The sequence below is a fragment of the Marinobacter sp. OP 3.4 genome, assembly GCF_036224885.1.
Classification (GTDB): Bacteria; Pseudomonadota; Gammaproteobacteria; order Pseudomonadales; family Oleiphilaceae; genus Marinobacter.
In genome coordinates this window covers 67,755-91,028 of sequence record NZ_JAVVLT010000077.1, presented here as the reverse complement: position 1 = coordinate 91,028, position 23,274 = coordinate 67,755, and the positions used below count along the sequence as shown (strand labels likewise).

Here is a 23,274-nt window from a genome sequence, read left to right as displayed (position 1 = left end):
GGGCTCACCTGTGACCAAGGTCCGATCCTCCATGACAAGACAACAATAACGCCATGCCGCAAACCAATCCCGTTGCGTCGATGTCCACCGAACACTACCTGACCACCCTCAAGGGGCTGGGCCGGGTGGTTGAAACCCCGGTGCTGGAGCAGGCCCTGGCGCGGTTGCCGAGGTTGTCCGGCCCTTCCGCCAATACCCGGATTCCCCTGCACCACCTGCTGGAACTCCACGAAGGCATCAGTGACCGCTGCGCCGATCCGCTGCTGCTGGTGCGGGCCTACCAGACCCTTAACTATGAGCCCCGGTTCCTGGCGCGGACCTTCCTGGCCGGGGCCATAAGCCCGGGGGATGCCCTCTCACTGGTCAGCCGTTACGCCAAGGTGGGCTCCGATCTGTGCTCCATCGAGCTGATGGCCGGACAGCAGACCGCCACCCTGCGGGTCCTGCCCGCCCCTGGCTTCTCCGGTGCCCGGGAGCCGCTGGATGCGATCACTTACGGCTTCGCAAGGATACTTCCGTCCCTGGGCATACCCAGTATGGATGTCATCAGGCTGGACCATGTGCCATCAGGGCCGGTGCAGGCCCACTACCGGCAACTGTTTCCGGCCAACCTGGTGTTCGGGTGCCAGGAAAGGACCATCGAATTTCCGGCGGAGTATCTTTCCCGCCCGCTGGACTGGCACGCCATCCCCGCCGAGAAACTGGCCCGTCGTGAACGGCGGCTGAACCAGTTGCAGGAACAGCCCCAATGGCGGGAGTCGGTTGCCACTCTCCTGCCCCTGCTGTACCGGCTCGGTGAAGCCAATATCGACGAGTGCGCCCGTTTGCTGGCGGTAAGCCGCCGGTCCCTGCAGCGCCGCATCCGGGCGGAGGGCTACAGCTTCCGGGAGCTGCTGGACGAGAACCGTCGCAAGCTTGCCGCCAATTACCTGCTGCGGGGGTATTCCAACGACAGGACGGCGTCGCTGCTGGGTTACCGCCAGCCAGCCCAGTTCTATCGAAGCTTCCGTGAATGGTACCGCTGTTCCCCCTCGGAGTATCGGGAGACTATCCAGACGGGCCTCTACCAATAATCCCCAAACGAAAACACAACAAGGAGAACACCATGCGACACCTCTTGCTGGGTACCACCCTGGCCTGCACCGCCTTTGCCTCCCCCACCCTCCTGGCCGACCAGTCACTGACCGACCAGGTTATTGACGGTGCCGCCGGCGTGCACGAGAAAGCCATCGAATGGCGGCACGATATCCACCAGCATCCGGAGTTGGGCAACCAGGAACACCGCACCGCCGAACTGATTGCCGAGCACCTGCGTAGCCTGGGCATGGAGGTTGAGACCGACGTCGGCACCACCGGCGTGGTAGGTGTGCTCAAGGGCGGCAAACCGGGACCGGTGGTCGGCCTGCGGGCCGACATGGACGCCCTGCCGGTGAAGGAAGCCACCGGTCTGCCCTACGCCTCCGACGTGATCCAGGAATACCAGGGCAAGGAAACACCGGTGATGCACGCCTGTGGCCACGATGCCCATGTCGCCATCCTGATGGCCGTGGCGGAGAACCTCGCCAGCGTGCAGGACCAGTTGCCGGGCACCGTGAAGTTCATCTTCCAGCCCGCCGAGGAAGGCCCCAGCGACTATGTCTATCAGGGTAAGCGTCACTTTGGTGGTCGCCTGCTAGTGGAGGAAGGCGTCCTGAAGAACCCGGATGTGGACGCTATCTTCGGGCTCCACGTCACTTCCAAGGCGCCCACCGGCATCATCAGCTACCGTAGCGGCCCCACCATGGCCAGCAGTTCCGACCTGTACATCACCGTCAACGGTGAACAGACCCACGGCGCCCAGCCCTGGGATGGCGTGGATCCCATTGTCGCCAGCGCCCAGATCATCAACGGCCTGCAGACCGTGGTCAGTCGCCGCACCAACATCATGCCGGCCCCGGCAGTGGTGACCATCGGTACCATTGAAGGTGGCTCCCGCCACAACATCATCCCCGGGTCCGTGGAGATGAGCGGCACCATCCGCACCTTTGATGACGAGGTGCAGGCCCATGTGAACGAACAGATCACAAAGACAGCGGAACATATCGCGATGGCCTCCGGCGCGGAAGCCGAGGTCAATATCGTTAACAACTACGCCACCACCGTGAACAACCCGGCCCTGACCGAACAGATGCTGCCGACTCTGAAGAAGGTGGCTCCCAGCCGGGTCTTTGAAGCCCCGTTGGTCACCGGCTCCGAGGACTTCTCCTACTACGCGAAGGAAGTGCCCGGGCTGTACTTCTTCCTGGGGGTCACTCCCATGGAGAAGATGAAGGGCGCCGCACCCAACCATTCGCCGGAATTCTTCGTGGATGACAAGGCGCTGGTGACCGGCATCCAGGCACTTTCCGCACTGGCCACCGACTATCTGGCCAATCAGTAAATCCGAAACCATGCCCGGTCCCTGAACGTAAGGGGCCGGGCCCCTACTAGGCTGCCGTTCCCCCCGCCAATCCAGCGATTCCGTCCCGAACCTTCGTTTTCAGCCTTGGCCTGGCCATGAGCGGATGGTAATGTTGACCGGACTTGCAGGAAGCAACCAACGGTCACGCCAGAATGGACTCCGGCCCGAAAGCTCCGCCGATTTCCCCTTCCCGTCGCTGTTTACCGTGCGTCCTGCACAATGAAGTAGGGTTCCGTTCCCATGGCGGACCCAGGGACCGAAACGAAAGGAAACTCCGATGAAAAAGCTGTTGCCCTCCCTTGCCCTCATCCTGCTGATGAGCACCCAGGCCCTGGCGATTGAACGCAAGCCGCTGGCAGACGTCCCCACTGATCAACTGACCGAAGATACGCAAGTCATGCCCAAGGGGGCCGGCGACGATCATGCCGCGGTGGTGTGGTGGATTCCCACCGAATTCTGGCAGGCCATCCTGTCCCGGGACACCTTCTCCAGCGAAGCGGACAAGCAGGCCACCATCGATGCCGTCAGCGGTGTCTCCATCCTGGCGGTGGTGCAGGCGGACATTACCCAGATGGGGGCGTTCAAGTTCTACCCCAAGCAGGAAATCGAAGACACCATGCGGGTGACCTTCACGCCGGAAGGGGATGACCCCGTCGTCCTGAAGCCCATGAAGGAACTGGACCCCGACCTGGAAATGATGCTGAGCGCCTTCCGCCCGATCCTGGCCGGCGCCATCGGCAACCTGGGAAGCAATCTCCAGTTCTTCGTCTATGACGACAAGCAAGCGGACTCCGACCGGCTGCTGGATCCCTACAGCACCGGCACCCTGGCCGTCGACCTGACCAAGCGCAACGGCGACGCGATGGAGGGCACCATCGAGCTGCCCCTCAACTCCCTGTTCGTCCCCCGCAAATGCCCCAACGGCAGGGATGCGCATATTTCCTGGGATTACTGCCCCTGGTCCGGGGAGAGGCTCTGATTCCTCTTCACCGGGGCCACTGAAATCCAGGCGGCCCTCAAACGCTATTCGGAAGTTATAACGATGAACCTTTCCAGTGTTGATCAAGTACGCGAGATCCTGGGCGAACCGGGCCCCATGGCCGCAGGCAAGATCTACGATCACCTGAACGAGCGCATGGTGCATTTTACCCGGCTTTCGCCGCTGGTTATGGTCTCCACCGTTGATGGCGATGGCTTCCCCACCATATCGCCCAAAGGGGACGACCCAGGCTTTGTGCACGTGGAGGACGCCGGGCACCTATTGGTCCCCGAACGCAAGGGCAACAAACTTGCCTTTTCGTTCCAGAATATTCTTGAGGGTTCGAAGGTGGGATTGCTGTTTATGGTGCCGGGTACCACCGAGGTGCTGAGAGTCCATGGCACCCCGACGCTGGTGCACGACAACAGCCTGAACCAGCAACTGACGTCCAAGACCCAACAGGCCTTACTGGTGATGCGCCTACAGGTAGTGAACGCCTACTTTCATTGCGGCAAGGCGCTGATTCGTAGTGGCATCTGGAATCCGGACACCCCCAGGCAGCGGGTGAAAGTGTCTTTCGGGCAGGAGATTGCGGAGAACCGGAGTCTTACCGAGATAGAAGCAGAGCAAATTGATGAGGGGGTTCGGGAGCGGTACCAGACAGATATCTGATGCCGCTCCCAATGTTCAAATCCAGCCTAATTTGCCTGCCAAAATCATCAACCCAAAAAAGATCGTGGCAATGACAACAACCGTCATTTGAGACTGGATGAAGTCAAATCCCTCAGACTCTCCTTTCTTTGAGAACCACAGTTTCTGCTCATCTTAGTATCGGTCCATCAGGGCCTGGTCAAGCCACCTCAAAAGTATCGGCCACCTGATGTTAGAACCAACCCTTTTCCATAGCCATGAGGATCAGGGCAAGAACCAGACCACCGCCGAACCCCCATCGTATTTGGATCCAGAATTGCTTATCCCGGTTGTCACTATTATTACTGATCCATGGCTTCCTCTTTCTGGCGCCTTTAAAACTCATTTGCTAAGTCTCCCGGATTGCTGCCACCTCTGTCGGGGCAGATCTGCGTTGGCAGGCACTGAAAATATTATCATTCGTGATCAACTAATTGCCTTCCAAATGCCGCCTACGATTGATACCCCCACCAAAATCAGTATTGTTTGCTGCAAGATAAATGACAAAGGCGCGTCCCTGAAACGCACTGAATTTTCTGACCAGGGCGTAAATCGCCCTGTAATCAGCGAACTGACAATCAAAAGCCACAAGCCTGTAGCAACGGTTCCCGCAGCAAGAAAGAGCAAAGTCATAGGTGACTACTAAAAAACCAGGATAGCGCAGCTAACAGGAAGTAACCGATGATTCCAGCGTAGAAATTCGCACGGCCATCACAACGATAGACCATCCGGCTTCCAAAAAATATTCGACCACTTACCAGGCCCCATAGGCCAGCAGCCAAGAACGCTATCGATATATAGAATACAACCTGCTTCATTCGTCTAGCCTTGCAAAAGCCGTTTGATCTATTCACATATTGGGTTATTACTATTTATTGCCCCGGATATCGCACCTGCAGCCAGAAAAGCAATATAGCTCAAGAGAAAGAACGCACCTAAACCGCCGAACAGAAATCCGAGAGCAAATACTCCAAGTGCCAGTCCTACATAAAGCTCTGCTGCCCCGCTGTTCTCGCACTGGGTTCCACTTAAATCAGAAGTAATGTCCAGGAAACGGTCAGCAATCAATGCAAGTGATATTGCTGTGGATAAGATTACAATGATTGGTGCCGCAATAAAAACACCCGCTAGGCCCAAACCGAGGCCGATTGCAAATAGCCAATTCGACTGCTCAGAGGTCAAGAATCCACCACTAGTTCCCCCACTAATCTTATAAGCCCCAACCCCATGCTCGGGATCAATAATGGAGTAACCGCTGCCCTCCCAGCCATTCACATTGATCGGCTGTTCATGGACGGTCACCTCAAAGCCCCGCTGGAGGGCGGTCTGGATCTCTGACCGGGCCTCGGAATCGATGGTGAGCAGGGAAAGACTGGCGGCGTTATCCTGCGTCAGGATGTAGACCTTCTGGCCCTGAGCCACGGCGAGTGTCAGAGCCTTGGCGGTAGACACGCCCTCCGCCGATTCTTCCTCAGTGGAGAACAGGCGCTCCGGAATCAGGTGCTCATAGGCGCTGCTGCGCATGCCAGAGCTGCGGTTGAAGGCTACCCAGTCTTCGTAGCAGTTGTCTACGGATTCCGTATTGGATGAGACCTGGTCCACATCCATCACCACCCCACTGAAAAGCACATTCCGGGGCATACCAAACAGGTAGGACACGTTCATCTCGGTGGAGAAGGTGCCGTAACTTGGGCTGCGATGATAGACAATATCGGTGGCGTGCGCGGCAAGCTTGTCCATGGCGTAGGTCTCCGCCAGGTAACCCTGGATGCCGGCCTGCAGGATGCCGCCCACCAGGTCATGCTTGGTTAGGCCCTGGTAGTCTTCCGCATCCAGTTGATCTTTAACCTGCTCCAGTTTCTGCTGCAGCGTCTCCAGCTGTTCCGGGCTGATACCCTGCATATCGATGCCCACCGCCTGGTACTTGCCCGCGACCAGGTTGTTTTCGCTGAAGCGCCACCCGTGTTGCGGTGAGTCATACCCCAAGCGCACCATCAACGCCTGGCCCAGGGTCACGGTTGGGGTGCTGTCGATGACCTCGCCATCAACCGTGAGTTCGCCAATCATCCGAATGGTGTTGGCGGGAAGCTGGCTCGGCAGATCCTCCACTGACTGCGGGTTCTCAGGCAGGTAGCTCGCCAAAGTCTGCTCGTCGGCCTCAGTGGCCGGACGGAAGCTGATTGCGATGGACTTGCCCACCAGTTCCGGCGTCAGCTTATCGAGCTCGGCGGCGACACCGGCCCATTGCACCGGCATGCCAAAGCTGCCACCCGTGGTTGATCCCACCTGCAGTTTGAAACGGTAGTAAAGCGATTCCGGCAGGTTGGGAACAACAGCGCTGACATCAACACGCTCGTAGGGAAGCGTAACGTCTTCAATATGGGCCGTTTCATCAGGAACGATCTGCTGTGTGCCCAACACATCCCCCAGGGTGGCGTTGCTATCCTGGGCATCGATATAGGCTTCCACCTGGGTTTGGTAGTCATCCAGCCGGGACTGGACCATGCCGGCATCCAGGCCCTGAACCCAGCCTTCCGCCTCATTGACGGTCGCCGACGCCTGCAGGTCCGACAGGAAGCCCTGTGCGTCCAGGGGGACCGCCGTCTCAATGTCCATTCCCTCGTCAAAGGTATGCTGCTTGAAACTGGGGTCCAGGGCAATCCACTGCCCGTTAATCCAGGCTTCAACCCAGACGTGCTCGAACTCCACTTCCTCGGCAGCACCACCATAGGAGAGCTTCTGCTGAGGAATCCCACCCTGGCTCAGGATGTTTGTGGCGGCATTCAGATTGGTGACACCTCCGACCCAGTTCTGGACGGCTTCTGCCGGCATGGCGACGGTACCGTATCGATACCGGGCGGGAATGCCAGCTTCCCGATACGCCGAGATCAAGGAGCTGGAGATGTCAAAGGCGTTGCCCTGCTGACTTTCAAGCGTGTATTCGGCACCCTGCATCAGGCCGTAGCTGGGGATAAATCGGATCGAATCCTTGATCGACTGATAGATGGCCAGAGGATCTGTACCTGTATCACTCAGAAGCTGCTGGACCTGATCCCCGGCAGTGGTGGCTGCGTCGGTTTCCAGGTAGGCCGTCATTGACCAGTTGGGCGTACCGCTGACGTCCAGTAAACCGTTTATCTGGGACTGATTGGTATACAGCGGGCGGGGCGGGGGCGTAACAAAATCCAGATCGTTGCTATAGCTCTGCTGGGGGTCGCGCACTTTATCGCCCACCAGTCCCTTCAGTTCCTCAAGGTAATTCTCCAGCGCTGCATAGTCCGCGTGGTCCTCAAGAGACCAGCTTTTCAGGTGATCCAGGGTGGCGTTGATTGCTTCAACATGCTCAAGGTAGTTCTGCTCGAAGTCGTCATGCCTCTGACGAACCTGATCCGACAGCTGGGCACGATCAATGGCCGCTGCTTCGAACGACAGTTGCTCACGGACCATCAGGTCCCGTTCGCTGAACGTGTCTCTCATCGCCTCCAGGCGTTCGAGCTGACGCTCCACCCGCTGGCGGCTGTCGCTGATTTTTTGATCAAGGCCGTTCAGGGTCTCGCTGATCCTGACAACCTGCTCGTGCATCGATTCCAGTGTCTGCCCCAGCGGATTGATATATTCCAACGTGTTCCTGGGCACCTGGTTCTTACGCTCGAATTCGCTGAAGGCGGCCTGCACGGCCGGCGAATAGAACGTGAACGAGAAGAAGAAAAGCACCAGGGCACTGGCGATTCGCTTGAAGCGCTGCGAGAACATGGCGTCGGTCGTAAATTCGCAATACATGGTTTCTCTCCCTGAATTAGCCTTGGCCACCACATGCACCGGACTGCGCGGAGCACTGGATTCGGTTCAGTTTCCTGGGGGCCGCCAATACCCGGATATCCCAGCTTTCCTGCGCTGTTTGGCCGTACTGGTCCGTCAGTAACAACGTGACTTGCTTGGTACAATCGCCCTCTTCCGGCACCCACGTGATCGTCGGTATGCCGTTTTCCTCTGCCATTGTCATGCCCGCCGGAGCGTCCATCAGGCTGACGTCGGCGGTGTAGCCCTCGGCGTCTACTGCCAGCACCCGGTACTGATAGGTCTTGCCGATTTCCGCCGTGGACGTCGGGGTATTGTGCAAACGTGGCGGGGGTAAATCGCCGGTCACCTGGACGGTGAACGACTGGCCAACGGATCCTCCCCGACCATCGCGCACCAGCACCGCGACAGTGTGGCCGCCCACCTGGGACTGATCAGGAGTCCAACTGACCATGCCGGACTCAGTGATGGACATGCCTGCGGGCCCTGTGATCAATTCCCAACTCAACGGATCGCCGTCCGGATCCGTTGCCGTCGCCGCATACTGCCAAGCCACATCAGGACGCGCGGAGGTCACCGGCTCGCTGTCGATGGTGGGCGCCTGGTTTTCCTCGGTCACTTCAACCATGAAGCCCTGGGTTGTGAATGCTCCCTCGGGATCCTCGACTCGTACGACCACCTGGTGGCTTCCTTGCTGACTTGTTCCCGGCGTCCAGGTAATCAGACCACCGACTGGATCAATACTCATACCCGCTGGCGCTGTCTCCAGGGAATATCCCAGGGGCTCGCCCTCGGGGTCCGTCGCTACGACCTGGTACTGATAAGCCTCTTCAAGTGTGGCCACCGTCAGCGGAGCACTGGTAATCGACGGTGCTGCGTTGTCCACACTCAGGTTCAGGGTAAAGGACTGGGATACAGCGCCGCCCTTGCCATCGGTCACCTCGATAGTCACGGGGAAGCTGCCCTCAAGATCCTCTGCAGGAGACCAACTGACCAGACCACTACCACTTATGGCCATCCCCGGGGGATTGCTGGTCAGGTGGTAGGACAATGCATCACCGTCCGGATCGCTGGCGACCACCTGGTATGACCAGGTCTGGCCTGATCGGGCCGATCCTGTCGGCAAACTGGTGATCAACGGATTGCGGTTGCCGGAGTTCACACTCAGGGTATAGCTTTGAGTAACCGACGCCCCTTCCTCATCAGTAACCCGAACGGCAACGTTGAAGTTACCTGCCTGGTCGTCTGGCGGGGTCCAGCTAATAAGGCCTGCGGCGGTCATCGACATACCGGTCGGCCCCGCAACCAGGGAATATTCCAGAGGATTTTCACCGTCATCGGTTGCTACGACCTGATACTGGTACGGCTCGCCTGCCGTAGCGACCTGGGATGGCGTTGAGGTAATGGTTGGCGGAAGATTGCCTTCGGCCACGACCACGGTGAATACCTGCTCAGTCGTCGCGCCAGCGTCATCTTCGGCCAGCAACCTCACTCCGTGGCTGCCTACCTGTTCAGGTGTCGGCGTCCACTGCAGCAATCCGCTTGCACTATCCAGGCTCATACCCGCTGGTCCCTCGGCAAGCGTCAGTGAGACCAAGTCTTCATTATCCGGGTCCGTGAGCTGAACACGGTACAGGTAGGGCTGTTCCGGAACGGCGTTCACCGACGGTTCGGACACAATACGCGGTGGCAAGTTAACGCTAACCACCTGCAGAGCGAAGGTCACTTCGTCGTAAAGTCCGGCACTATCGGTCACCCGTACCCGTATCTGATGGGGACCCACCTGGGTGGATACCGGCAACCAGGCAATCTCACCGGTCTGCGAGTCCATCTGCATGTTGTCGGGCGCTTCTGTGAGGGAGAACGTCAGCGTGTCATCCGCGTTGTCATCGGCAGCAACTATCGCAACGCTGTAACTCTGGTCCTCCTTGGCGTCTGGCAACACCTGGGTAGTGATCTTCGGCGCAAACGCTTCCCCAGCGACATCAACCGTGAACTGCTGGGAGGTTGAGCCGCCGCGGTCATCCGAAACCACCACCGTTACTTCATGCTGCCCTTCCTGGCCGGTCTGGGGAGTCCAACGTATTTCGCCGCTTTCAGGCCCTATTTCCATGCCATCCGGAAAGGTCCCAAGCGCATAGGTCAGAGGGTCACCGGCGTTCTGGTCAGTGGCCTGGACGTCGTAACCATACTCATGGCCAACCATTGCCTGTGTCAGCGGCTCACTGGCAATGCTGGGCAGGTAGTTCTGTTCCGCTGTCACTACCTCAAAAGACTGGATATCGGATTCGCCCTCGCTGTCGGTAACACGCAGTGTGACGCTCCAGGCTCCAGCCTGACCGCTTTCAGGCGTCCAGGTGATTACTCCAGAACCGGGATCCACGGACATGTCCGCAGGGCTGCTTTCCAGTGCCCAGGTGAGCTGGTCCCCGGAATCAGGGTCCACAGCGTTGGGCTCATATCGATAGGTCTCCAGTTCCGTCGCTTCCGTGGGCGGCGCACTGACGATGGACGGGGCCTGGTTCACGTTAGCAACCAGTACAGTGAAGACCTGCTCAGCGAACTCTCCCTGGCTGTCGGACACCCGGACAATCACCGTCTGTTCACCCGCATGCACGTTCAGCGGCACCCACTCGATAGCCCCGGTGGTGCTATCAATCGTCATGCCCTGGGGCGCTACCTGCAGGCTATACTCAATGCGATCCCTGCGATCGGGGTCACTGGCTTCCACGGAGTATTCGTAGGGAACACCTTCCGTCGCCTCAGTGACCGGGACTGATTCAATCACCGGTGCCCGGTTGGATTCATTGACGCGACGGGCCCGGGGTGTCACCGCCACTTCGCGGGAGCGGCAAGTGGGACGGCCATCGGTACCCAGTTCGCTCACCACGTAGTAATAGGTGTTATCCAGCTCAAGCCCCATATCCAGATAGGTGGAGTAACGGTTGTCCGTCGTGGCCACCTGTGTGTAGGGGCCACCCTGCTGGTCGCTACGGTGAATGGCATAACGATGCGCTCCGGAATCCGTCCACGTGAGCTGCACCTTGGTGAAGTTCGCTCTCGCCGCCACATCGGTCAGGCAGTTACATGCGGTATCCGCCGCATCCCGGATGCTCACTTGCGACACCATGGTATCGGTGAGGTCCGGCTGGCCACTGCTAGGAAATGCGTTGGTTGTGTTATCCGTCACTCGCAGGCGAACCAGGTGATCGCCGGTTCCAAGACCATCCAATTGGCTGGTTACGTCTACAAGCTCACCGCTGGCATCATCGAAGGAAAGATCGTTGTCCAGATCCCATTCCCAGGCGGTGATCCGGTCCTCCGGTTGACCTTCCTCACTGAGACCGTCATCCGGATTGGCGGAACGGGACCCATCCAGGAACCAGGGCTGGTTCTGTGGACAGAAAAGATAGGGGCCACCGGCATTCGCCGTAGGCTCAAGGGGCGGCGTGTCGACGTTGACGACTACCGTTGCCTCTTCAACCAGGGGCGTATCACCGTCATCCGTGACCTTCAACGTCACGGGATACTCACCCAGCTCAGGGAAGGACGTTTGCACCACTGGCCCTTCAGCGTCGAAGGCACCGTCGTCATTCAGGTCCCATTGCCAGCGAACGATGGTGCGATCATCTTTCTGGTGGAACGATCCGGCCCCATCCAGCGTAACCTGTTCGCCAGCGACAGCGGGATTCGGCGTGGCCTGGACAACGGCAACCAGGTCGCCTGTTGGCCGCTGCCCCAGGATTTCCTCAACCTTGATGTCCAGGAGCGCGCGGGTAAAGGATTCTGCGTTCAAGCCACCGGAGCGCAGTACATTCAGATCCCAGGCCGCCCCCCCATTTTCCATGGCGAGATCAACGTAGTGTGGAATAGTCCGCCCGGACCCGCCGCTGGCATAGGCACCCTCACAGGTCGTAAAGCCTCCACTTCCGTCAGCGATATAGCCCGTTCCAAGGCTATCCATGCCCAATGCCCGGGAGCCATCACCACAATAGATACGGGCGTTTACGACCGCATTCAGCAGCGCCCGCTGATCACCCAGCTTGTCCCGAACCGTTTCATAGGTAATGGAGCCTCGGGTATTGTCCCTGTCTTCATCAGTGGCCAGAATAATGTTGACTGCCGCCCCGTTTCGACGGGGATACTCATCCAGGGCGTACTCAATGCCTCGCCACCCGTCTTCGGTTCCACCGCTGGTTACCAGCCTATTGGACGCTTCCGCCATTTGCTGCGCGCTCCCGAGAGGGGAACCGTCCATGGTCAACATTCTGGGAACCACGCTAGAGCTCCCATAGCCGACCAGACCGTATTGGTTGGGTTGCGCCTCGCTCCCAATGCCATACTGCTTCAGGTTCTCTTCCAGCAACGGCACCATGTCACCAAGCCAACGCTGCTCGCCAGACATCGACCCCGATTCATCGATCACTACAATGACATCGGCTGCCACGGGCGCCTGCTGCGCACTGGCATGGGGTACGGACAGAAAACCGGTAGAAACGAGGCCGCCCAGCAGGGCAGCAAGGAAGTTCCTTTTCATGACAATCCCTTTGGTAATGCGGTTTCAGCAATCAGCGTATAAGTGGAACGGGGCTGACCGTTCTCAACAGCGAGCGGTCCTTGGCAAAGACGCTCGACGGCGCCATACCAGGGTCAGAAGCCCCAGGGAGAGAATGGAAAGAGAGGTGGGCCCAGATACTGGAACCGAGCCGCCGGTAATCGTCAGATCACCCCAGAAGTACAGGGACGACTGCTCATCAAAGCCTGCCCCCATCTCCGGGTCGGAATGGGAGAGATAAAAGTCAGCGTCCGGTTCCTGCTCGCCAATAACCAACGACAGGAGGGCTTCCTCACCCGCTTGCAGTTCGAAATCCCATCCCAGGGCAAGTGATGCGTCTTCCGGGTTGGATTCAGGAATGTAGTTCGTATTAGCCAGTTCACCGGCCAACATATTGTCGTAGATAGTTCCGAATACCAGGCCGGGTTCGTCAATCTGCCAGCTTTGACCGTTACCAGGCGTCCCCTGTGCCTCGCCATACTCGTTGAAAAACGTATTATGGCCAGCGGCAAACTCGTGGTTGAAAAAGGCAATCAGGGAATGGGTGCCCGGTGACGAGAACTGGAACTCAAGGGTTCCAAGACCGGTCAGGTTGTCGAAGCTTCCGGATCCTGGCATCGGGTCGCCGGCAAAGAAATCGTAGACTGCCCCATCAACATTGAAAGCCCAGTCATTCAAACGAATCTCGCCCGCCCAGGAAGGGATAGACAAGCTTGTGAGAACGAACAACGCGACCGTACGTCTAAAGAAGGGGAACATCCTGTACTCCTGTCATCCATGTATGATCTTTGGACAGGATGCTACCAATCAACAAAAAGTAATTAAATGTTAATGTTTGTAACCGTGAAACCCGTCACATTGAAGCGGGAGACCAGAGTAGCCGTTGGTACGAAAAGGGCTTCAGTACACCTCTTTCACAAATCACTGGCCTAATTGCCAGGACGCCCCGCCTCCCACTGCGGCAAATCATCAACTATAGGCCACCAACTAGCCTTCGAGCCCACAAAGGCATGACCTGAAAGTGTCAGCGGCGGCTTCCCATCCAGCGTCCCGGCACGGACCCGCACCACATTCGGAAGGCTCTCCAGCCGGCTGATAATTGGCGACCCACACCGGCTGCAGAATACCCTCTGCTTGCCCGGGGAGGATTCATAGGCCGTGAGCAGATCTTCACCCTGAATAATCGAAAACTGCTCGGTAGACACAGGAATGTTGGTGACCAGAGCGGCACCCTGAGCCTTGCGGCACTGCTGGCAGTGGCAAATCTGCACCGGTTCCAAATCACCATTGATTTCGTACTGGATGCCCCCGCAAAGGCAGCTACCTGTGTAATGATCCATATTTACGATTCCCTTTTTTTCAATCGGTTAGCCAATCGTGCCAAAGAGGCTACCAGGCCACAACAGCCAAAAGACCATCGCCTCAGGTTACATATAGAAACGGATAAAGGCCCCGGTCAGGACTAGACTCTTTGTTTCGCTTCCATAAGAACAAGTGTCGCCTTGCCGGCGACCCGTTTTCCCCATACAAGGTAATGAGTCATGTCGTCCGAGTCGACCACCACTTCCACGGCGCCCGTTGCTTCGGAACCTTTCAGCGGAGCGGGCCCGAACCTCAGTTGGGACCACCTGATCTGGGCGGGCCTGCAGGTGATCACCGCCATCGTCCTGTTCACCCAGGCAGAGGGCTGGTTCCGCTGGCTCGCCGTCGCCCTGGGCGCGGCCGGTATTGCCATGCTGCTTGTCCAGTTCAGCCGCAGTGCCGGTGGTGGGCGCCAGGCATTGGTCACCGTGCTTAAAGGCATCAACGAGGATCAGGGCGACCTGTCCCGCGAAGTGCCAGTTGGCCAGGGCACGGATAAAACCGCCGACCAGTTCAACCAGTTTGTCGAGCGCCTGCGCCAGACCCTGGAGGATCTTCGTACCCAGACCATCAAGGTCACCCTATCCGCCGCCCACAGCCGCAAGCTGGCGGAAGAGACCGCGAAGGATGCCACCCGGCAGGAATCCTATTCCGAGACCATCTTCAGTTCCAGTGAGGAGTCCTCCTCCGCTATCGACGAACTGGCGCGGCGCACCACCACCATCGCCGAGATGAACTCCCGCAACCTGGAGATCGGACGAGAGTCGGCCACCGAACTGACGGAAGCCGCCCGGCTGATCACCCAGGTCAGCGAGATGATGGGCGAGTTCCAGGGCACGGTGGGTGAGCTGCAGGGAACCTCCAGCAGTATCCAGACCATCCTGCGCACGGTGCAGGAATTTTCCGAGCAGACCAATATGCTGGCTCTCAACGCCGCCATCGAGGCTGCCCGGGCCGGCGAACAGGGCCGGGGGTTCGCGGTGGTAGCCGATGAAGTCCGTACCCTGGCCGTCAAGGTCGGCGGCGCGGCGGACCAGATCAACGACCTGGTCGCCAAGATGGGCAAGGTGGTCGAGCGCACCTCCAGCGAAACCGAGGCCATGATGGACCAGGCTGGCCGGGTTCAGCACTCGGTTGGTTCCTCGTCCGAGCACTTCGAGAGAATGATTGGCGACTTCGAGAGTTCCCACAATGACCTGCTGCAGATCAGCTCGGCGGTGGAGGAACTGTCGGTGGTCAACCGGGACGTACACGGCCGCAGCACGGAAATCCGCGAGCTGGGCCAACGCATCCGCGAGAGCATGCAGCACTCCGATGACCGCACCAGCGAGCTGGTGGACGCCGCGGATGAAACCCTCCACAGGCTATGCCAGTTCCGTATCGGCCGCGGGCGGCTGGAGGAAACCCTGGAAAAAGTGGAAGCCCGCCGCGATCGGATCCAGGCGGAGATCGCGAAGCTGGTGGCCGATGGCGTCAACATGTTCGACCGCAACCACCAGCCCATTGCCAACACCAACCCGCAGAAATTCGATGTCAGCTATGCACGGGCCTTCCAAAAAGCCTGCCAGTACCTGATTGACGAGTGGGCGAAGGAAAGCGACGGTGCGCTCTACTGTCTGCCCCTGGACAGCAAGGGCTACGTGGCCATCCACCGCAGCGAACTGTCCCACGAGCCCACCGGCGACCCGGACGTGGACCTGCAGAAGAGCCGACACATGCGATTCTTCCAGAGCCGGGATATTCCCCATATGGGGCGCTTCAAGCTGCAGAGCTACATCCGTGACACCGGGGAAGTCATGTTCAACCTGTCAGTGCCCATTGAGCCGGACGGGCGCTATTGGGGTGGGCTGTTTATTGGGTTGCCGGCTTCTGTGCTTGGGATTGAGTGAAAGTGGACTCCCTCACCGGCTAGCTAAGTCACGCTTTCATCGTATCCTGCTCGGCGAACTCCTCGCTAACCTGCGAGAAGATCTCCGTAATAAGCCGTTGTGGCGATGCCTTTTGTAGCTCCCTTACACGGGCGCTCTGCTTAACCCAGTCTTTGCTGGGCCTGCCCCACTGACTTTTGGGCAGCGGCTCCGACCATTCCGCCATCTGCTCCGGTACGGCGCGGTGGGTCAGGGTCCTGATCTTCCTGGCCTCCCACTCCACCAACCGGTTGGGTATGGTCCAGAAGGTCATCACATGGTACAGGTACCAGCCGGCGAAATAGAAGATGCCGGCCTCGCCGTCCCGGTACTGCTGATGCAGACGTGCGCGGGCGTTGCGGAATACATGAACCCCTTCCCAGGGCGGGTCGGGCGGGTCGTCCGGGCCCTGGAGGTCCAGCGGGTCCTGTATTTCCTTGAGGGTGTGCACCTCGTATTCCATATAGGCCCGGATCGCCTCCCAGTTGCTGATGGCCTGGGCCAGGCCGTAGGTCTCGTACTCCAGGGTGTACTTATCGACGGTGTCCGGGCGGTAGAACCCGAAGCCAAAGCCGTACTGGCGCTGCACGCCGTACTCCGTCACGCCCCGGGCCTCGGTGACCCAGGCCACCATATCTTCCCAGGGCAGCACGATGGGCTCCTTCTCCCCTTTGGCCACAAAGCAGGCTTCCCGGCGCTGACGGTGGAAGCGGGTGGGGACCTTGCAGATCAGGTGGCCATGGGCCTGCCAGCGGGGCAGGTACGCTAGAAATAATCCTCCAAGTCCACCAGCAACAGCGATCCACCAGCCGTATCAAACAGATCCACGAGTACTGCAACAGCTTGGGTGGCGCCGTAGCCTTGAAGCAACGTTAAGCCTGCGGCAATGAGGGGGGCAATAAAGGCCACCATAATGAACACACCAAACGGTATGCCTAAAGTTGCCTGCCAACTAAAAGCCGACGGCACCCCGGTACCAAATTCCAGGTAGGCATCGTTCACCTCGCCGATGGCGTGGACATGGTCCACGGGGGGTAAACCGGTGGGCAAGGGCCTTGGCGAAAGAAACATCAACTTCCCCCTGGGGAACGGCTCCGTCCGGCCCGCCCGGGGCGGGATTTCCTTTGCATCATTGTGGTTGCTCATAGGCTATCGAGAATCACTACAGGCATGCCACCGGATAGGGTGGCACTACACCTCACCCCGATAGGACATAACTTCTTCAAACTGCTCGCGTTTCTTCTGCTTGAACGTTTCATCGTCCATATCACGCCAATAGCGCTCCGGGCGATTTGTTTTCTGGTCGTATTCGGCCGTTACCGGGTCCAGGTGTCGATACTCCTCAAGGGCCGGGATATCGGGGAGCGGCTTGGTGACATCCATGTAGTTCTGTAGGAACTGCCAGTAGGCATAGCACATGACAGGGTGCTTCTGGGGTGCAAGAGCGTCACCAACGAACGCCTCAAGATCCTTCTCGCGATGGAAGAATTCGAAGCGATAGAGTGCCCCATGCCGGTCCCCGGATATCCCGATCCAGGGAGTAAACGCCGTAAAAGGCTCTTCGATGATCTCGGGTTTGCCCCGCTTGACGAACGGAATTCTTCTTGGATACTTCCAGATCTTGACCATTCCAGTACGTCGGTTGATTTCCCATTCCGGGCCTCTTCCGGATCGGATGAAGAACTTGGGGAAAGCCGTAATCAATATATCAGTACCTTTCCATACTAGAAAAGGCACACCAACGATTATAAAAAAGAACTCAATCACCTCTCGAAGGGGAGCCGAACCCCCATCTTGAAAAAAGAAGTAAACCATGAATTCGTTCAATATAAACATTGGAACCATAGCATAAAATCCAACCTTAGCAATTATATTGACAAAATTAACAATTGAACTAAACACTGAAAGTCTGGCAAACCTCAAGCAGGACTGATCGAAACAACCCTCATACCCAATATCATCTGAAATATCGCCTTCTTTCTCGTACCTTCTCAAAGTTTTAGGGGTATTCTTTGTAAATATAGTAGGTGGAACAATATCTTTCGCATCACCCCAATCAAGTCGTTGCCTGGATATCTTCCTAACTGTAGAAAGATCTCCACCTGAATCATTACCAAGCTCAGGCGGAGAGCGGTATGCGCTCTCTGAATAAAATTCATCCTTGACAATCATAATTTGCCCCAAACTTATAACCTACACACTTTTGTAATACCAGAAATCTTGATCTTCATTATCAAAATCCACGACAGAATGCTTCTCCACATCATCCTTAAACTCAAGACTATCCTCAGGCTTAGGCGCTGGAAAAACCAGGTCTCGGTCAACCTCCAAAGACTTTGCCACTATCTGGAGCTTTACATCCCAGCCGAACGAAACCCGAAAACGCCTCGGATCATACCCATCAACATGATCCTCAATATAGTTATCAGGCAGCTTCACATATATCTTCAGGCCATCCAAATTGCGCTCTCTACCAACCACAAAAGGCATTTCATGAACAAGCTTCTCGAGAGACACAAACTTGGAAAAATCTTCTTCATATACCTGATGGTTTATCGATACAGATGAAATATAAGATTTTTCGTTAACATCGGCCCTCAACCGTGCCTCTGCCTTAATCATCGTGTTATGAGCATCACCGAGTATCGATATGACAGGACTGCCAATTCTAAGAACGGCATTAGCAGAATACAGATCTCTATGCAGTTGGCCTCTCGTGGCAACATCGTCAGAGAGGTCTTCCAGGTATACCGTGGGGCTGCTGATCAGGCTCACCAAACGATAGTATGCTTCATTAGCATCCTTGAGGTGGCTAAGGGATTCAATGTTTCCACGCGCCCCCCTGCCTCTTCCTGTAGAAAGACTATTGCCACCTTTACCAAATGGGCCATGCCTCATCCAGATTTCCAGTGGATTATCGCTATTACGCCATATCAACCAGGCCCCGGCACCGATAAAAGCCAAGGCAAGAACAGCCCAACCTATCGGCCCCAATATCAGCAGCCCACCTTTACCAGCAATTCCGGCTATGCCCATAAGCAGGGTACCGGTGCCCAGTAACCCATGACCTATCGCTACCGCCGTATTACCCATTTGGTAGGCATGAGCAGCGTCTGAAAAGCAGATACCCGCAGCCAGGAAACTTGCGAAAATCCCGAGAACGCCGCTAACCAATAAAGGCCCTCCAAAAAGATGCTTTGCCAGAAGACCTATCCTACCTCCGATTTCATACATTAAACCGGTAGCCAGAGGATGAACGATTCGGGATGCCAAACCTGCATTGTAGCCAAGTCTTGCCGCAACTGTTGCACCAGTTAATATTATGTCAAAGGTTGCACTAATACTTCCCGCCCTTGCCCTAATAGTGCCACGTTGACGCTGCATTTCATTATATCCAGATGCAACAGCCTTAACGTTTAAGCCCTCGATCAAAAGAACAGCAATTGGGAAAACAGGTCCATTAAGTGCACGGTATCCAGGATTCTTCATTTTTCTGACTTTGTTATCCAGGGACTCACCATCCGAGTTCACGGCATCAATGCCACCCTCAGCATTTCTGGCCGCACGTTCCATGTCAGTGACCTCTGAGGAACTATAAGGCATCTGAGAAGCATTCACCTGGACTTCTGCAAACTGATAGCTATTTTCCTTAGTCAGGTACTGTGTCTGCGCACGGGAGATCGCTTCGGCTCGCTTTATAAACTCTTTCGTCCTTGGCACCACAAGTACATTGACGTCTATCGCGTTCTTACTCTGAATATTTTTCTTTTCTGCTCTATTCTTATTAGTTGATGCAACAACATCATCCCCGACATTTATATCGCCGTAAAACCTCTTACCAAGCTCCTCTTTATATTCTTCCGAAAACCCAACTATTAGATAATCACTCTCCAATGCCTTGGACAAACGCATCATATGCATTTGCCCCATATTCTCTGGCAGAGAAGCTCGCAACGAAGCAAGGGGCTTGGAATATATCCGCATATTCGTCGTGATCGCCTCTCTTTCCAGGGAAGCAACTTCCTGGCGAATACTATTTTCCTGAAGATCAAGCTCAGTCCGGAGTTTTCTTAGGCGGTCCTGCTCCTGCTCTATTTCTGATTGAGCCACGTCATTCAATCTTTGGGCTTCTTTTAAGTTTCTTCGCTCCTCAGCCAGTTTAGCTATCAGGTCCTGTTTTTTGTTCTCTAGCTCCTCAAGTTGCCGCTTTGCTTTCGTAAGACTTGGTTTTTGAAGTCCTGCCTTTTCGGTTGCTTCATATATTTGCCCCCAAATGCTTCCATGAATGGTCATCAGGGCTTGGGCCCCTGCACGCAGACTGGTAGTGATAACGGTTTCCATCGCTTTCCGTTTCGCAAGAGCCACTACCTGCAATCCATCCAGGGTTCTTAAGGATGAGAGGTCGGGAAGATCAGCATTCTCCAGTGAGGCGAGTTCCGGTCCCCGAAAACGACCGGTCCCCGGGCGATAGTTGGCGCCTTCTTGCTCTTCGTACGGATTTTCCAGATCGATGTCTTCGTTCAAGGGGAACAAGGCGAAATAGAGCCCCGACATTCCTGCACCGTGCATCAGGTTGTTAAGCCACCTCTTGCCATGATTCGGGAGTTCACTGTCCTCTACAGTCGCCAGCGCATCACACTCCAGCGGATCCTTGGTTAGTTGCTGGAATAGATTACTTGCGAAATAAAATGCTCCGGCATAATCGAAACCACAGTGGGTGAACAGGTCCTCAATTGGTCGGTCTGCCACCGAGCTATTCAGTAGCATCAGCAGGTCGTTCTGCACATCTCTCAGGTACTGTATGGCCAGGCGTCTTTCTGAACTGGCAATACTTTTTGCCAGCAAGCCCTTTCCCTCGTCATCCATTTCTGAGAGGTGCTCATGCAGGGGATTGGTTTTGCCACCCACGCCTTCCGGAACAAACACCCGGTTAACCAAAATGGCCGATTTAAAGTGTTCCTGCGCTTTCGCTCTCTGTACTGCCGCCCCTGCGTACCAGGACCCCACCACGTATCTCAGTTGCAGATAGCGGATCCTGTACAAGGGATCGTCAACCCGGATAACGCCAATCTTCCTGCTTCTCAGTTCTTTCGTACTATCGCTGGATGCTTCGGGCTTCTCCCAATCAAATTCATGGGCATCCGGCGTTTCCGGATCAACCTCATTCAACGTTTTGAACAAACAACTTGAGAGCGCGGCCATTTCCGGTCGTTCGCCTTCACTTACGGGGTCGTCAGCGCCCTGATCTTCCTGTCGCTGGTGGACATCCGTCGCCGCCTTCATAGCCTCGTCAAAGTAGGCCCCGGAGGTGTCAAAGATGAACTTCTCCGGACGATCAAAACGCGACTCCTCAATAAAGTTTCGCGGACGTTGAGGCTTCAGGATTGAGGCAGCCAGGATATGGCTTTCACGACGATGGCGGTTTGACGTACTGCCATTCTCGATGTCAGGGTCTTGTAACTTTAAACGGACATGGGTAGACCGGTCTTCGCGTGCTCTTGCGTGACCCTGATAGTAGTTAATCCTCTCACCCGGCCATTGCGACTCGCTGTATGCCGCACCAATAGTCTGCCAGGCGCCATGAAGTCGCGCCGGAATCCAGATTTCCTCCAGTGGAACACCAGTGGGGTCACGATAGCCGTGCTCGAATTCCCCGTCGGAATTACGGAACGACTGCAGGGGTACATCTCGGTAACATGTCTTGCCGTCTCCCCCTACCTCTATTTCCAGCTCCCGCCACAGTTCGTCACCTTTGAACAGATACAGGTAGCCACTACGGCACAGAACATGATGGCGTGGATTTTCCTGTTGGAACGACACTCCGGATATCAATGTCGACGGTACAACCGGAAAGATCACATGCTTCTGACGTCCAGTTTGTTCTTCGACAGCAGAAACCTGATTAATCGCCGGCAGTCGGATGGGGGCTCCTGACTCTGTTTCAATTTCGAGCCAGATATTGTGTCTTTGCTGATCGGTCCAGTCCCATTTATGAAGGACTGACTCGTCGCGCTCATCCAATTGAACCTGCTTCTCAAGCCCTTCTTTCTGGATGTTGTCGGATTCATCAAAAATGCGGAAAAGGTGGCCTTTTGGGTGTTCCTTACCCATGACTTCGATGATCAGCTCTTTCTTTTCTTTTGGCTGATCAACCATTTCAGAAATTGACTGACTTTCTGTTCCTTCGACTTCCTGGCCACTGGAAACAGGAGGAGGTTCGGTATTAGGGTTGTCGAAATCTGTGGAAAGCGAGTCGTATTCAGTCTTACCTGAGGAAGCCGTTTCCTTCTCCGGATTATCAAGCCCCTCGTGCAACACCAAGGCCGATTCTTCACTAACAGATCCGGCAGAAGAGTAATCACCAACGCTGACCGTAGGGTTTCCCTCAACAATCGTGCCGGCATGGGTTGTCATGCTGCCAATACGAGTAACGGGCTGCCCCTCGATCAGGATGTTCGGAACACCCTCTAACAGGCAATCCATACAGTGCCTGCAGGCGACTTTATCTCCGACTCGCGCAACAGGAATTCCACCGACCTTGACGGAAGATGCCCCTTCCATCACACGGCCACCCACATGGGGTTTCTTTCCGTACTTATCGGGACATTGGTGATAACAGCCCAGATGGGCCATGGGCTTGCCCATAGTCACTACTCCTTGTGCCTATATTTAACATTCCATGTCGGGCCAGTTGGCAGGGATTCGCCTGTCCGACGACCTCAAGATTCTAGCATGGATTAAAAGTTTGTCTGAACCTTAACCTCATAACCACCCCCAAGCGTGACATCGCTATCAGATCCGACAAATAACCCATCAGTCAGTAAGCGTTATTTCTGAGATAATAGTCGCTACCCGCCGCGCCAACCCGGCCACATGCTCATCCATCGCCCCCAGATCTTCCAATGCCCTGGCCAGGTGCAACAGGTACTCCGAATTGGTCCCACTGGGCCCGTGGGAACGGGCAATATGCTCTGCCATCTCGTCCAGCGGTGCGGGCCCAAGGAAGGCGGCGTTGTCGGGGCCGGCAACGTACACCAGGCCTTCGGCGTGGCCGCCGTCGGCGAAGGTCATGGGGGTGAAAAAGCGCAGGTAGCCATTCTTTTCCCGGTGGTCCAGGTGCTCGAAGGTGTCCGGTGATACCCGATAGGCCATGCCCACGCAGGTTTCGCCCGGGGCCTCCACCAGGGTGGCGACGCGACCGGGGGATGCCGGGGTGCCCCGGTGGTCGTGGGAACCCTGCCAGAATCGGCGGGCCCAGCCCTGGATGCTGGCTACCCGGCGTTCCAGGTAGGGGAAGTCCACCTTGTAGATCAGCGAGCCATAGCCGAACAGCCAGACGTCATCGAGGTGGTCCAGCCGGTGGTTTTGTCGGTTCAGTGCGGTGGTATCGAGTGCCATGGTGTCTCGTGTCGGATCCCGGAAGTCGTGATGCCTACTTGCGGCCTGGTGTCCCGTCCATTCTCTTTGCCATGGCCCCATCCGTCCAGCAGGTTAATGTCCGAAAATCACCAGACATGGCCACCGGACGGCGTTATGCTTTTGC

At 56.6% G+C, this 23,274-nt stretch carries 15 protein-coding genes; 6 read left to right on the top strand and 9 right to left on the bottom strand.

All coding sequences use genetic code 11. The annotated features are described in order from the left end of the window. Positions 1 to 53: 53 nt before the first annotated feature. The 5 genes from RO069_RS13430 to RO069_RS13410 all read left to right on the top strand — a co-directional run bounded on the left by RO069_RS13430 (position 54) and on the right by RO069_RS13410 (position 4,755). A complete protein-coding gene (locus RO069_RS13430; RefSeq protein WP_328188185.1) occupies positions 54 to 1,073 on the top strand; it encodes an AraC family transcriptional regulator in 1,020 nt (339 codons plus the stop codon). Positions 1,074 to 1,105: 32 nt separating this feature from the next. After that, a complete protein-coding gene (locus RO069_RS13425) occupies positions 1,106 to 2,419 on the top strand; it encodes an amidohydrolase (RefSeq protein WP_328188183.1) in 1,314 nt (437 codons plus the stop codon). 298 nt (positions 2,420 to 2,717) lie between these two features. Beyond that, entirely contained in the window at positions 2,718 to 3,419 is a 702-nt protein-coding gene (locus RO069_RS13420; protein WP_328188181.1) for a hypothetical protein, read from the top strand. A 63-nt stretch (positions 3,420 to 3,482) separates the two neighbouring features. After that, entirely contained in the window at positions 3,483 to 4,091 is a 609-nt protein-coding gene (locus RO069_RS13415) for an MSMEG_1061 family FMN-dependent PPOX-type flavoprotein (RefSeq protein ID WP_328188179.1), read from the top strand. A gap of 208 nt (positions 4,092 to 4,299) precedes the next feature. Further along, the gene (locus RO069_RS13410; protein WP_328188178.1) at positions 4,300 to 4,755 is read left to right on the top strand and encodes a hypothetical protein; all 456 of its coding nucleotides are present in this window, start codon (positions 4,300 to 4,302) and stop codon (positions 4,753 to 4,755) included. Between the two features lie 200 nt (positions 4,756 to 4,955). On the opposite strand, the gene RO069_RS13405 is transcribed toward RO069_RS13410, so the two are convergent. The 4 genes from RO069_RS13405 to RO069_RS13390 form a co-directional block, all read right to left on the bottom strand. Next, positions 4,956 to 7,889 carry a transglutaminase domain-containing protein gene (locus tag RO069_RS13405; protein ID WP_328188177.1) on the bottom strand — a complete coding sequence of 978 codons (2,934 nt, stop codon included), beginning with the start codon at positions 7,887 to 7,889 and terminating at the stop codon, positions 4,956 to 4,958. A 16-nt stretch (positions 7,890 to 7,905) separates the two neighbouring features. Next, a complete protein-coding gene (locus RO069_RS13400; RefSeq protein ID WP_328188176.1) occupies positions 7,906 to 12,444 on the bottom strand; it encodes a putative Ig domain-containing protein in 4,539 nt (1,512 codons plus the stop codon). A gap of 63 nt (positions 12,445 to 12,507) precedes the next feature. Then, entirely contained in the window at positions 12,508 to 13,221 is a 714-nt protein-coding gene (locus tag RO069_RS13395) for a hypothetical protein (protein ID WP_328188175.1), read from the bottom strand. Positions 13,222 to 13,391: 170 nt separating this feature from the next. Continuing rightward, on the bottom strand, positions 13,392 to 13,802 hold the full coding sequence (locus RO069_RS13390) for a GFA family protein (protein WP_328188174.1): 411 nt from the start codon (positions 13,800 to 13,802) through the stop codon (positions 13,392 to 13,394). Between the two features lie 201 nt (positions 13,803 to 14,003). Here RO069_RS13390 and RO069_RS13385 point away from each other — a divergent pair, with 201 nt between their 5' ends. Beyond that, positions 14,004 to 15,713, top strand: coding sequence for a methyl-accepting chemotaxis protein (locus RO069_RS13385; RefSeq protein WP_328188172.1), 1,710 nt, complete (start codon positions 14,004 to 14,006; stop codon positions 15,711 to 15,713). A 28-nt stretch (positions 15,714 to 15,741) separates the two neighbouring features. On the opposite strand, the gene RO069_RS13380 is transcribed toward RO069_RS13385, so the two are convergent. From RO069_RS13380 to RO069_RS13360, 5 genes are all read right to left on the bottom strand, one after another. Next, positions 15,742 to 16,410, bottom strand: a complete 669-nt coding sequence (locus RO069_RS13380) for a hypothetical protein (protein WP_328188170.1) — start codon at positions 16,408 to 16,410, stop codon at positions 15,742 to 15,744. Between the two features lie 86 nt (positions 16,411 to 16,496). After that, entirely contained in the window at positions 16,497 to 16,877 is a 381-nt protein-coding gene (locus RO069_RS13375) for a hypothetical protein (RefSeq protein WP_328188168.1), read from the bottom strand. 45 nt (positions 16,878 to 16,922) lie between these two features. Then, positions 16,923 to 17,903, bottom strand: coding sequence for a hypothetical protein (locus RO069_RS13370; RefSeq protein ID WP_328188167.1), 981 nt, complete (start codon positions 17,901 to 17,903; stop codon positions 16,923 to 16,925). Positions 17,904 to 17,924: 21 nt separating this feature from the next. Continuing rightward, positions 17,925 to 22,376 (bottom strand): PAAR domain-containing protein, encoded by a 4,452-nt coding sequence (locus RO069_RS13365; protein WP_328188166.1) that lies wholly within the window; start codon positions 22,374 to 22,376, stop codon positions 17,925 to 17,927. Positions 22,377 to 22,544: 168 nt separating this feature from the next. Beyond that, positions 22,545 to 23,129 carry a gamma-glutamylcyclotransferase gene (locus RO069_RS13360; RefSeq protein WP_328188165.1) on the bottom strand — a complete coding sequence of 195 codons (585 nt, stop codon included), beginning with the start codon at positions 23,127 to 23,129 and terminating at the stop codon, positions 22,545 to 22,547. Positions 23,130 to 23,274 lie beyond the last annotated feature (145 nt).